The 12,945-nt window shown below is 64.3% G+C and carries 10 protein-coding genes; 2 read left to right on the forward strand and 8 right to left on the reverse strand.

Annotation, left to right across the window (positions count from 1 at the left end):
* Positions 1–71 precede the first annotated feature (71 nt).
* Positions 72–1,304 (forward strand): GGDEF domain-containing protein, encoded by a 1,233-nt coding sequence (locus E8A46_RS28530; RefSeq protein ID WP_291568295.1) that lies wholly within the window; start codon positions 72–74, stop codon positions 1,302–1,304.
* Between the two features lie 31 nt (positions 1,305–1,335).
* Here E8A46_RS28530 and mfd read toward each other — a convergent pair whose 3' ends face one another.
* Positions 1,336–4,854: a transcription-repair coupling factor gene (gene mfd, locus E8A46_RS28535; protein ID WP_291568297.1), complete on the reverse strand. Its 3,519-nt coding sequence runs from the start codon at positions 4,852–4,854 to the stop codon at positions 1,336–1,338.
* Positions 4,851–5,141: a succinate dehydrogenase assembly factor 2 gene (locus E8A46_RS28540; RefSeq protein WP_291568300.1), complete on the reverse strand. Its 291-nt coding sequence runs from the start codon at positions 5,139–5,141 to the stop codon at positions 4,851–4,853. The genes mfd and E8A46_RS28540 overlap by 4 nt, the downstream gene beginning before the upstream one ends.
* A gap of 232 nt (positions 5,142–5,373) precedes the next feature.
* Here E8A46_RS28540 and recG point away from each other — a divergent pair, with 232 nt between their 5' ends.
* Positions 5,374–7,482: an ATP-dependent DNA helicase RecG gene (gene recG, locus E8A46_RS28545; protein WP_291568302.1), complete on the forward strand. Its 2,109-nt coding sequence runs from the start codon at positions 5,374–5,376 to the stop codon at positions 7,480–7,482.
* 33 nt (positions 7,483–7,515) lie between these two features.
* Here recG and E8A46_RS28550 read toward each other — a convergent pair whose 3' ends face one another.
* From E8A46_RS28550 to glmU, 6 genes are all read right to left on the reverse strand, one after another.
* Positions 7,516–8,022, reverse strand: a complete 507-nt coding sequence (locus tag E8A46_RS28550; RefSeq protein WP_291568304.1) for a protein-tyrosine phosphatase family protein — start codon at positions 8,020–8,022, stop codon at positions 7,516–7,518.
* Positions 8,023–8,114: 92 nt separating this feature from the next.
* Positions 8,115–8,405 (reverse strand): type II toxin-antitoxin system RelE/ParE family toxin, encoded by a 291-nt coding sequence (locus E8A46_RS28555; protein WP_291568306.1) that lies wholly within the window; start codon positions 8,403–8,405, stop codon positions 8,115–8,117.
* Positions 8,402–8,611, reverse strand: coding sequence for a hypothetical protein (locus E8A46_RS28560; RefSeq protein ID WP_291568308.1), 210 nt, complete (start codon positions 8,609–8,611; stop codon positions 8,402–8,404). The genes E8A46_RS28555 and E8A46_RS28560 overlap by 4 nt, the downstream gene beginning before the upstream one ends.
* Before the next feature lie 75 nt (positions 8,612–8,686).
* Positions 8,687–9,460 carry a DUF502 domain-containing protein gene (locus tag E8A46_RS28565; protein ID WP_291568310.1) on the reverse strand — a complete coding sequence of 258 codons (774 nt, stop codon included), beginning with the start codon at positions 9,458–9,460 and terminating at the stop codon, positions 8,687–8,689.
* 218 nt (positions 9,461–9,678) lie between these two features.
* The gene (glmS, locus tag E8A46_RS28570; RefSeq protein ID WP_291568311.1) at positions 9,679–11,505 is read right to left on the reverse strand and encodes a glutamine--fructose-6-phosphate transaminase (isomerizing); all 1,827 of its coding nucleotides are present in this window, start codon (positions 11,503–11,505) and stop codon (positions 9,679–9,681) included.
* Positions 11,506–11,633: 128 nt separating this feature from the next.
* Positions 11,634–12,945: bifunctional UDP-N-acetylglucosamine diphosphorylase/glucosamine-1-phosphate N-acetyltransferase GlmU (glmU, locus tag E8A46_RS28575; RefSeq protein WP_291568313.1), on the reverse strand; the 1,312-nt coding region annotated here is incomplete at its 5' end.

Below are 12,945 nucleotides of genomic sequence, written 5' to 3' on the forward strand. Positions count from 1 at the left end.
TGTTGACGCGGCATTAAGACTGGCGAACTAGGGTCGCGGCTCCGGTCGAAGCGCGTTGATCCGAGTTCCAGATGTCCCTGCAAGGCCCGATCATCGTCGTGTCAGCCGCCAGGCGGCCCGTCTTCGCGGCGGCGCTTGACGATGCGAAGATGTTTCCGATCATCGATACGACATGGGACGACGCATTGGGCGCGGTGGCGCAGCTGCAGCCGGCAGCGGTCTTTGTCGAGATGTCCGATACCGTCGAACCCGGCTTCGAGCCGCTCGCCAAACACATCGCCGCGCGGCAGCCTTATGTTCCCCTGATCGTCATCGATCCCAGAATATCGTTGCCCGAAAATGCCATCCCGTTCTCGCAAGCCGGAGGCGGTGCGGATCGCCTGACGGCGCGCCTGCGCGCCGCGCTGCGGGTTCGGACATTGCACGCCACCGTGATGCGCCGGCTCGATCATCAGGCGGCGGCCCGACCGGCCATCACCAGCGTAGATCCGGTTCGCGACGCCACCGTGCTCCTGATCGGACGAGGCACGGCCTATCCCGCGCTCTCTGTCGTGCTCGGTGAGCGGATGGGGATCGTCGGGGCGCTGAGCATTGAAGCCGCGGCACGACACCTCAACACGCGCGACATCGACGGTATCGTGCTCGCCGAAGGTTTCAGCGCACGCGTGGTCGATGCCTTCCTCACCGTGCTGGCGGAGGATGCACGCTTCCGCAATCTGCCCGTGGTGGTGACGCTGGACGGATTGGCACCGGCGTATGATCTGCCAAACCTTGAAATCGTCTCCGGCGATCCTGCTCGCATTGCCGCCAACGCCTTGCCGCTGATCCGTCAGCACGCCTTCGAGGCGCATCTCAGCCGCACCCTTCGTTCGATCGACGCCGGCGGACTGCTCGATCCGCGAACCGGTCTGCTGACGGCGGCGGCGTTCAAACGCGATTTCACCACCGCCGTCCGTCAGACCCTCGCGCATGGCGGCGGATTGTCGGTGGCGCGCTTTGCGTTCGATCCGACCCATCCGCGCGCGCAGTTCGACGGCGCGCGGATTCTGAGCCGCCTGATGCGGCAGATGGATTTCGGCACCGCCCAGGACGACGGGTCGGTGATCGTGGTGTTTGCCGAGACCGACTTGCGCACGGCGCACGGGATCGCCCGGCGGCTTTCCAGCGTGATGCGGCATACCGCCCACGGCAAGCGCGACACCCGGTCAGAGCCGGCCGTCACGCTCGCGGCCATGCAGCCGTCGGATACGGCGCAGTCCCTGCTCGCGCGGCTGTACGACGAAGGCCGCCGCGCCGCGTCGTAAGCACTCCAGATCCTATTACCCAGACATCGAACTACGCCGCTTTCCGATCCTCGGCGAGATTGGCGAGCTGGCGCAGGATTTCGGTGGTGCCCATCAGGCGTTCTTCCGGGGTCTGCCATTCCTGAAAGAACACCACCTTCATGTCGGGCCGCACCCGCGCGGCCTGGCCGTGCTGGCGGATGAAATAGACCAGACGATCCGGCTGCGCGAATTTGTTGTCGCGGAAAGTGATCACCGCGCCCTTTGGCCCGGCATCGACCTTCTCGACATTGGCTCGGCGACAATAGGCCTTGATCGCGGCGACCTTGAACAGATAGCGCACTTCGTCGGGCAGGACGCCGAAACGGTCGCGCAGCTCGGCGGCGAAATTGTCGATCTCGTCGTCGGTATCGAGATCGGCCAGCCGCCGGTACAGCGACAGCCGCACCGAGAGGTCGGCGACATACTCTTCGGGAATCAGCACCGGCATGCCGATGGTGATCTGCGGCGACCAGCGGTCGGCCGCGGGCTCGATCACGCCGGCCTTGAGGTTGAGGATCGCCTCTTCCAGCATCGACTGGTAAAGCTCGAAACCGACTTCCTTGATATGGCCGGATTGTTCCTGGCCGAGCAGATTGCCGGCGCCGCGGATATCGAGATCGTGCGAGGCGAGCTGGAATCCGGCGCCGAGATTTTCCAGCGACTGCAGCACCTTCAGCCGGCGCTCGGCCTGCGCCGTGATTTTTTGCTGCGCCGGCAGCGTGAACAGCGCGTAGGCGCGCAGCTTCGAGCGCCCCACCCGGCCGCGCAACTGATAGAGCTGCGCCAGCCCGAACATATCGGCGCGATGCACGATCAGCGTATTGGCGGTGGGGATATCGAGGCCGGATTCGATGATCGTGGTCGAGAGCAGAATATCGTATTTGCCGTCATAGAACGCCGACATGATGTCCTCGATCACCGTCGGCGCCATCTGCCCATGCGCTACCGCGACCTTCATCTCCGGCACGTTCTTGTCGAGAAAGTCCTTTACCCCCGCCAGATCCTCGATGCGCGGCACCACGTAGAAGGCCTGTCCGCCCCGGTAGCGTTCGCGCAACAGCGCTTCGCGGATCATCAGGGGATCGTGTGGTGCCACGAAGGTGCGGACCGCCAGCCGGTCGACCGGCGGCGAGGCGATGATGGAAAGTTCGCGCACCCCTGTCAGCGCCAGTTGCAGCGTGCGCGGGATCGGCGTGGCGCTCAACGTCAGCACGTGCACTTCGGCGCGCAGTTGCTTCAACCGCTCCTTGTGGCTGACGCCGAAATGCTGCTCCTCGTCGACGATCAGAAGGCCAAGATCCCTGAACTTGATCGACTTGCCGAGCAGCGCGTGGGTGCCGACCACGATATCGACCGACCCGTCGGCGAGGCCCTTCTTGACCTGCGAAAGTTCCTTCGGCGCGATCAGGCGCGAGGCCTGCGCGACATTGACCGGGAAGCCGCGAAACCGCTCGGTGAAGGTCTTGGCGTGCTGACGCGCGAGCAGCGTGGTCGGGACCACGACGGCGACCTGTTTGCCATCGAGCGCGACCGCGAAGGTTGCGCGCAGCGCTACCTCGGTCTTGCCGAATCCGACGTCGCCGCAGATCAGCCGGTCCATCGGACGGCCGCTGTCGAGATCCTTCAAGGTGGCATTGATCGCGCCGAGCTGATCCTCGGTTTCCTCATAGGGAAAGCGCGCGCAGAATTCGTCATAGAAGTGGGGCTGCACCGGCATCCTCGGCGCTTCATGCAGATGACGCTCGGCGGCAATCTTGATCAGTTCGCCGGCGATCTCGCGAATGCGGTTCTTGAGTTTTGCCTTGCGCGCCTGCCAGCCGCTACCCCCCAGCCGGTCCAGCTCGACATTGGCGTGGTCCGAGCCATAGCGCGACAGCAGTTCGATATTTTCAACCGGCAGGAACAGCTTGGTCTCGGCGGCATAACGTAATTCGAGACAATCATGCGGCGCGCCGGCCACTTCCAGCGTCTGCAGTCCGACAAAACGGCCGATGCCGTGCTCGACATGAACCACGAGATCGCCGGCGGCGAGACTGGTGATTTCGGAGATGAAGTTGTCGAGCTTGCGGCTTGCCTTGCGCGGCCGCACCAGCCGGTCGCCCAGGATGTCCTGCTCGCTGATCACGGCGACGTTGTCGGTCTCGAAACCGGATTCCATGCCGACCACGGCCAGCATCGCCTCGTTGCGGGGCGTGGCCTGCACGGTGCGCCAGGAGTTGACGCTGGTCAGATTGAGAAGCTTGTGATCCCGCAGCATGCTGCCCATGCGGTCGCGCGAGCCTTCGCTCCACAGTGCGATCACGACCTTCTTGCGGGCGGCCTGCAATGCCTGCACATGCGCCGCCACGGCTTCGAACACGTTGACCGAGCTGTCATTGCGCTCCGGCGCAAAATTGCGGCCGGCCCGCGCGCCAGCGTCGACCACGTCGGCAGTTCCCTCGGGCATCGCGAACGGGGTCAGCCGTGCCAGCGCGGATGCTTCCAGGCGCCCGCTCCATTCGGCTTCGGTCAGATAGAGCCGGCCCGGTGGCAACGGCTTGTAGATCGCGCCGCCGCCAGGATGCTCCAGCGCCTCGCGCCTGGCCTCGTAATAATCCGCGATCTGGCTGAAGCGCTCGCGCGCGGCGTCCTCGCTCTGCGGCTCGATCGCAATCGGCGCGTCCGCGAGGTAGTCGAACAGCGTATCCATCCGCTCGGCAAACAGCGGCAGCCAATGTTCCATGCCGGGATGGCGGCGGCCTTCGCTGACGGCCTCATAGAGCAGATCGTCGCGCTCCGGCGCGCCGAAGGCGGCGACATAGCCCATGCGAAAGCGGCGAATGGTCTCGGTGACCAGCTGGAATTCCGAAATCGGGACCAGATCGAGCGAACGCATGTCCAGCAGCGTGCGCTGGGTTTCGGCATCGAAGCTGCGGATCGATTCCAGGCTGTCGCCGAAAAAATCGAACCGCACCGGCTGATCGAGCCCGGCCGGGAACAGATCGAGGATGCCGCCGCGCACCGCGTATTCGCCGGGCTCGCGCACGGTCGAGGAGCGGTTGTAGCCGTTGTGCTCAAGCCAGGCGACAATGGAATCCATCGGCACGACATGGCCGGGCGCCACCGACAGCGCCTGCGCCGCGATGGTCTGGCGGGCCGGCACCCTCTGCAGGATGGCGTTGACCGTCGTCAACACGATCAGCGGCTTGTCGCTGCCGGCCAGCCGCGACAGCCGCGCCAGCGTGGTCAGCCGCTGCGCCAGGACGCCGCCATGCGGCGAGACCCGGTCGTAGGGCTGGCAATCCCAGGCCGGAAACTGCAGCACCGGCAAATCGGGTGCGAAGAATTCCAGCGCCCGGGCCAGCTGCTGCATCCGCGGGCCGTCCCGGCACACGACGGCAAGGCTGACGGCCGGTGGCTTCGGCCGCGCCGCGACCGCGCGCGCGAGGTCCGAAACGACAAGACCTTCGGCGCCCTCGGCGACATTGGCGAAGGTCAGCGCGCGGCCGGGGCCAAGCAATTGCGCGGGCGATTGGGCAGGCTGCTTCATTCGGCGTGATCCGCCGGGTGAAATGACTTGATACGGTCGAACAGGCCGTTGGCATAATCCGGCGCCGGCGGCCTCTTGCCGGTCAGCGCGGCATAGAGATCGGGGTCGGGCACATCCATCAGAAATTCAAATTGCGCCAGTTCGTCGTCCGAGAGATTGGCGATCTCGGCGTCCGCAAAGCGGCCGAGAATGAGATCCATCTCGCGGGTGCCGCGATGCCAGCAGCGAAACAACAGCCGCTTGCGGCGGTCGTCCAGCCCGCCGCTCGATCGTGTCGATCCCGTCATTGTTCCGATTCCAATCCGAACGCCAAAAGCCCGGACGTGCCGGGCGGGTTGATATAACGTCGTGATCGGCGAATGTCAGCCCTTGTTTCGGAATGCGTGGTGAGCGCAGAGGCTTGATCGCAAGATAGTCATGGCGATTTGCGCCCTGGCTTCGATGCCAGCCGCAAAAAAAGCCGTGGATGCCCGGCATAAAGCCGGGCATGAGGAGCGGGAACGGTCATAGGCTTTTCCAATGCGCCCTGCTCTGCTCAATCCGTTGTTCGCGCCGGTCACCAGCCTTGCCGGGGTCGGGCCGAAGCAGGACAAGCTGTTTCGTTATCTGCTCGGCCGCGACGAGACGCCACGGCTGGTCGACCTGTTGCTGCATTTGCCGGCGAGCGTGATCGATCGCCGCGCGCGGCCGAAAATCCGCGACGCGGTGGTGGGAACCGTGGTGACGCTGGAAGTGACGGTCGACCGGCATCGGCCGACGCCGCCGCGCAATGCGCGCGCGCCTCATCTGGTCTATGCCAGCGACGACACCGGCGACGTGGTGCTGACCTATTTCAGGGCGCAGCCTGGCTACGTCGAAAAACTGCTGCCAGTGGGCTCGAAGCGCTACGTCTCCGGCACCCTGCAGATGTTCGACGGGGTGCCGCAGATCGTGCACCCCGACCGCGTCGTGGACGAGGCAGGTTTTGCAAAACTGACGGGCATCGATCCCGTCTATCCGCTCACGGAGGGACTGGCGCTCGGCTCGCTCAAGCGTGCGATGGCGCAGGCGTTGCAGAAGCTGCCGCATCTGCCGGAGTGGATCAGTCCGGAAGTGATCCGCCGCTGCGAATTTCCCGACATTGCGCAAGCGCTGAACCGCGTCCACGTCCCGGTCGAGCTGACCGATATATTACCCGATGGTCCGTTTTGGTCGCGGCTTGCCTTCGACGAACTGCTGGCCGGTCAATTGGCGCTGGCGCTGGTGCGGGCGCAATTGCGCCGGCCGGCGGGTGAGCGCAACGCGGGCGACGGCCATTTGCGCAGCAGGATCATCGACGCGCTGCCCTATCCGCTGACGTCGTCGCAGCAACAAGCCGCCGCCGCGATCGCGGACGATCTGCGCCAGCCGGTCCGCATGTTGCGGCTGCTGCAGGGCGACGTCGGCTCGGGCAAGACCGTGGTGGCCTTGCTCGCCGCCGCTGCCGTCACCGAGGTGGGCAAGCAGGCAGCGCTGATGGCGCCGACCGAAATCCTCGCGCGCCAGCACATCAAGACCATCACGCCGCTGGCCGAACGCGCGGGTTTGAGGGTCGCGATCCTCACCGGACGCGAAAAGGGCAAGGAGCGGCGCGAACTGCTGGCGCGGCTTGCCGCCGGCGAGATCGATCTTCTGGTCGGCACCCACGCGCTGATCCAGGATGACGTGATCTTTAAGGCGCTGGCGCTCGCGGTGGTCGACGAGCAGCATCGCTTCGGCGTGCGCGAACGTCTCGCGCTGACCGCCAAGGGCGAGGCTGTCGATGTGCTAGTGCTGAGTGCGACGCCGATTCCGCGCACGCTGGTGCTGACCTATTTCGGCGACATGGATGTTTCCGAGCTGCGCGAAAAGCCCGCGGGACGCCAGCCGATCGACACCCGCGCGGTGCCGATGAGCCGCCTCGACGAGGTGATGGAAGCTGTCGGCCGCGCGCTGTCCGCCGGCAAGCTCGTCTACTGGATCTGTCCGCTGGTGGAGGAATCCGAGGCCGAGGGCACCGAGCATCTTACCGACGCCACCAAACGCTTCGAGAGCCTGCAGCTGCGCTTCGGCGACAAGGTCGGCCTCGTCCACGGCCAGATGAAGGGCACGGAAAAGGATCGTGTGATGGCGCAGTTCGCCGCGCACGAGATCGGCCTGTTGGTCGCCACGACGGTCGTCGAAGTCGGCGTCGATGTCCCGGCCGCCACCATCATGGTGATCGAGAACGCCGAGCGCTTTGGATTGGCGCAACTGCACCAGTTGCGCGGGCGCATCGGCCGCGGCTCGGAAGCATCGACCTGTGTGTTGCTCTACAAAGAGCCGCTGGGCGAAATGTCGACGGCACGGCTCAGGGTGATCCGGGAAACCACCGACGGCTTTCGGATCGCCGAAGAGGATCTGAAACTGCGCGGCGAAGGCGACGTGCTGGGCGTCCGGCAAAGCGGCCTGCCCGGCTACCGGATCGCACGCTCCGATGTACACGCCCAGCTGATCGTCCAGGCGCGCGACGAAGCGCTGCGCATCATGAAGGACAATCCCAAACTGACGGGCCCGCGCGGCGAGGCGCTGCGCTGTCTGCTCTATCTGTTCGAGCGCGATGAGGCGATCCCGCTGATCGGCGCGGGGTAGCTGGTGCACCGCCCCGTTCCGAAAATTGGCTTTTTAGCGGGGGGAGGCAATAGCGGAATCTCGAAACGCCGTGGCCCAAGCACGTTGTCCCTCCGTATCGGGAACGCGCACCCCTCGCGCCCTGCCGATCGCCTCGAATGCCTCTGCCGGATCGGCCCCGGAGCAAACGAGCGCGCATGCCGCAATGAGAGAAGAGCGTCCGATTCCGGCTCGACAGTGCACTGCGACAGCCCTCCCCTCACCGATCTTTGTCGACACCGCTTGAGCAAGGGCCATAGCGTCGCGCAATGATTCCGGCACGCCCCGGTCCGGGATAGGGAACGAAACGAACTCCATGCCCTGCTCTCGGCAGAGACCTGCCTCTCGATGAAGACCGAGCTCGGTGACCTCCTCCTGTTCGAGGAGACTGATGACGATATCGATACCCTGGGTTCGCCATCCTGAAATCTCGTCGTCGAGCCAGTCGCCCGCACGTGGGCGGGCCGTGATCGCTAACCGCCCGGCCATCGGCAGGTTGATCCAATAGACTTGTGGGCGCATCGCGGTTCCCCATGGATTCGCGGCAATCGACCATAATTTAGGGGCGTCTCGAATGCGGTATGCCGGTTTCCGCGTCCGTCGCCAAGTCTCGCTTATCGGCCCCAGCCACTTGGACGCCGGCGCGACGTATGGCGGATGTGGGTAATATGAATTTCGTCTTCGGCGATCGTGTAGAAAATGAGATAGCGCAGCCGCGCGGCAACAGTCACTCGGGCGTTTGGTTCATCCGTTGCACGACCTTCGAACGGATTGTCGCCGAGATTTCGCGAACGTTCGACAAGACGCGCAACAAAGCGCGAAGCGATATCCGGGCTGTCCTGACTGAGATAGGCGTGAATTTGAGCTAGGTCGCGCTGCGCTGTCCGGGTAAAGCGAACCTTCATGCACGATGGTGCAAGCGATAGAACTCGTCCATTTCTGCGTCAGACGCGAAGTCGCCACGCCGCGCGTCTTCCATTCCGGCACGCACCGCGGTTCGCTCTTCGTCAGACAGCCGATATACACCGCTGCGACGTGACTCGATTTCGCGAGCGACCTCGGCAAGCTCCTCCTGGTCTTCTTCGGGCCAGGACTGAACCCGCTCCAGCAATGTTTTCGTTCCTGGGCTCATCACCCCAATATAGCATAACCGGACCATTTTGCCACTTCTGAGCCGCAGAAAGCCTCACTCCGCCTTCGCGGCTTCCGGCTGCAGCGAGGCTGCATTGGCGACGCGCGCGGCATTTGCCATCCCGGCCAGGGCGGCGATCTTCTTCTGTCCGTCGGAACCGGGCTGCACCACGCCGCAGGACATGATCAGGGTGGCGGCGTCTTCGGCGCTCATCTCGACCTCGATGATCTTGCTCTTCGGGACATAGAAGAAGAAGCCGGTGGTCGGGTTCGGCGCGCAGGGCAGGAACACCGAGATATGCTCATCATCGCCGGGAAGATTGTTGGCGATCTCCACGCTCGGCGCCTGCGAGATCAGCACGATCGACCACATGCCCGGAGAAGGAAACTCCACCAGCCCAACCCGGCGAAAGCTCGATCCCTGCCCCGAGAACAAGGTCTCGAACACCTGTTTCAGGCCGCGATAGATCGCGCGCACCACCGGCATGCGCCCGAGCAGCCGCTCGCCGAGATCGACCAGCGTCCGCCCTATCAAATTGGCGGTGAGGAAACCTAGCAGCGTCAGTGCGATGACGGCGACGATCAGCCCCGAACCGGGCAGCCCGAACGGCAAATAGGTTTCCGGCCGGTAGGCGATCGGCACGAACGGCCGCACCAGCCCGTCGACCCAGGTGACGAACCACCAGGTCAGATAGAAAGTGATCGCGATCGGGCCGGCGACGATCAGGCCGGTGAGGAAATAGTTCCGGAATCGGGCCATCAAGCCGTGGTGGACTTCCGGCGGAGTATCTGCCGGCGGCAGGGGCGGAGGCAAATCGTCACGGTTCATCGGGGTTCCAGGTCGGTCGAAGCGGTCATTATCAAATGGCAGCTAAGGTATCCTAGCAGACTTTTGAAGACCCGCGCGACCAACGCCGACGGCCCCGGTTCTGATTGAGTGAGGACCCCGGCTCTAATCTTCTGTTTTGACGCGTTTTCTTCACGCGACCGGTACTCACCCCGGACCAAGTCCGAAGGCATGCTTGGCTGGAAAACGCCGTAACGCGGTTATTCCACCGTTACCGATTTCGCGAGATTTCGGGGCTGATCGACGTCGGTGCCCATGATGACGGCGGTGTGGTAGGCCAAAAGCTGAACCGGGACGGCGTAGACCATGGGCGTAAAGGTTGCGTCCATGTCGGGCAGCACGATGGTGACCAGCGATTTCACGGTCGCCTCCGCCGCCCCCTTGGCATCGGTCATCAGGATGATGTTGCCGCCGCGGGCTGCCACTTCCTGCATATTGGAGACGGTTTTCTCGAATACCCGGTCGTGCGGCGCGATCACGACCACCGGCATGTTCTCGTCGATCAGCGCGATCGGCCCGTGCTTGAGTTCGCCGGCGGCATAACCCTCGGCGTGGATGTAGGAAATTTCCTTCAGCTTGAGCGCGCCTTCCAGCGCCAGCGGATAGCTGGTGCCACGGCCCAGATAAAGCACGTCCTTGCACCTGGCGATGTCGCGCGCCAGTTTTTCGATCTGCGGTTCGGTGGCAAGCGCCGCCGCCATCAGCCGCGGAATTTCGACGAGGCCATGTACGAGCTTGGTCTCGTCGGCATCGGACAACTCGCCGCGCGCCTTGCCCGCGGCGACCGCGACCGCGGCCAGCACCATCAACTGGCAGGTGAAGGCCTTGGTCGAGGCGACGCCGATTTCAGGGCCGGCCAAGGTCGGCAGCACGGTCTCGCTTTCGCGCGCGATGGTGGACATTGGCACGTTGACCACGGACAGCGTGTGCAGGCCCTGCGCCTTGGCATAGCGCAGCGCCGCCAGCGTGTCGGCGGTCTCGCCGGATTGCGAAATGAAGATCGCCAGATCGCCCTTGCGCAGCGGCGCCTCGCGATAGCGGAATTCGGAAGCGACATCGAGCTCGACCGGCACGCGGGCGAGCCGCTCGAACCAGTATTTGGCGATATAGCCGGCATAGCTCGCGGTGCCGCAGGCCGTGATCGAAATCCGCTGGATATCCTTGAAGTCGAACGGCAGCTTGACCGGGAGCGCCACACGCTCGGTCGCCATGTCGACGTAGCGGGCCAAGGTGTGGCCGACCACTTCGGGCTGCTCGTGAATTTCCTTGGCCATGAAGTGGCGGTAATTCGCCTTGTCGACGAGGAACGACGACGCACCTGATTTCAGCACCTCGCGATTCACCACAGCACCGTGCTCGTCATAAATCACGCCGACTTCCCGGGTCAGAACCACCCAGTCGCCGTCCTCGAGATAGCTGATGGTATCGGTAAAAGGCGCCAGCGCGATCGCGTCCGACCCCAGATACATCTCGCCATCGCCGTGGCCGATCGCCAGCGGCGAGCCCTTGCGGGCGCCGATCATCAAATTGCCGTGGCCCTTGAACACGAAGGCCAGCGCGAACGCACCGCGCAGCTGCGGCAGCGATGCCTTTACCGCATCCTGGGGCGAAGCGCCCTTGAGCAGGTAGAAATTGACCAGATGGGCTACGACCTCGGTATCGGTGTCGCTGGAAAATTTGGCGCCCTGCTTTTCCAGCATCTGCCGGAGCTCGCGAAAATTCTCGATGATGCCGTTGTGGACGACCGCGACATTGTCGGTGGCGTGCGGATGCGCATTGCTCTCGGTCGGCTTGCCGTGGGTGGCCCAGCGCGTGTGTCCGATGCCGGTATGGCCCGCGAGCGGTTCGGCCCGCAATCTCGTCTCGAGATTCCTGAGCTTGCCTTCGGCGCGGCGGCGCTCGAGATGGTCGCCTTCGAGCGTGGCAATGCCGGCGGAATCGTAGCCGCGGTACTCCAGCCGCTTGAGCGAATCCACGATCTGCTCCGCCACCGGTCCGCGCCCGAGAATGCCGACAATGCCGCACATGCGGGGAATATCTCCCAATCGACGAAAAAAGCGCTGGCATCTCTTAACGAGTATCGCAGATGCCCAGATACTCAATAATTATTGCGGATTGAAACAGCGTTAAGCCGAAAGCTTAACAAAGCGGACCATTATCCGCCCTTCGGCGCCTTGCCGCGCGTTTTGATCTCGCGGTATCGCTTGGCGCCGCCCTCGCGATTGGTCTGCTGGCTGCGCTCCACCGCGAGCGCATCGTCGGGCACATCGCGGGTGATCACCGAGCCTGAACCGATATAGGCCCCGGCGCCGATCTTGACCGGCGCCACCAGCGACGAATTGGTGCCGATGAAGGCGCCCGCGCCGATCTCGGTCCTGTGCTTTGAAATGCCGTCATAGTTGCAGGTGATGGTGCCGGCGCCGAGATTGGCATTGGCGCCGACATGGGCGTCGCCGACATAGCTGAGGTGATTGACCTTGACGCCGGCCTCCAGCGTCGCGGCCTTGGTCTCGACGAAGTTGCCGATCCGCGCGCCCTCGCCAAGCGATGTCCCTGGCCGCAGGCGCGCATAGGGGCCGACCGAGGCCTTCTTTCCGATCGATGCCTGCACGATATGGGAAAAGGCATGGATCACCGCGCCGTCCGCTATCGAAACGCCGGGACCGATGACGACAAAGGGTTCGATCGTCACGTCCCTGCCGAACGTGGTGTCGGCGGCGAGGTAAACCGTCTCGGGCGCGATCAGCGTCACGCCGGCATCGAGCGCGGCCTTGCGCAAGCGGGTCTGCATGACCTGTTCGGCCTCGGCGAGCTGCGCCTTGGTGTTGATGCCGCGCACTTCATCCTCGCTGGTTTCGATCACAACGGCCTCCAATCCCAGGTTCCGAACGACGGCCACCGCGTCGGTCAGATAATATTCGCCCTTGCTGTTGGTATTATCGATCTTTTCGATGATTTCGAGCGCCTTGCGGCCGTCGAACGCCATCACGCCGGCGTTGCACAGTGTAATCGCGCGCTCCTCGGGACTGGTGTCGGCCTGCTCCCGGATCGCCACCAATCGGTCTTTCTCGACCACCAGCCGGCCATAACCGGTGGGATCGGCGGCGCGAAAGCCCAGAACCGCAAGCGCAGCACCCTTGGTCAGGGGGGCACGCAAACGCTCGAATGTGGCGGCCGAAATCAGCGGCGTGTCGCCAAAGGCAATCAGCAGATCGTCGGCGCCACGGACGATGGCATCGCGGGCCGCCAGCACTGCATGCGCGGTGCCCAGACGCTGGCGTTGAACGAAGGTCGCGGCATCCGGCCGCACACGTTTGGCTTCCAGGGCGACCGCCTCGTGATCCGGTCCGATCACCACCGCGAGCGAAGCGCCACTCCCGTTCGGGGCTGCGCTGAGCACATGCGCCAGCAGCGACTGACCGGCCACGGGATGCAGGACCTTGGGCGCCGCGGAGCGCATGCGGGTA

The sequence above is a fragment of the Bradyrhizobium sp. genome, from assembly GCF_004799445.1.
In the GTDB taxonomy this organism is placed as follows: Bacteria; Pseudomonadota; Alphaproteobacteria; order Rhizobiales; family Xanthobacteraceae; genus Bradyrhizobium.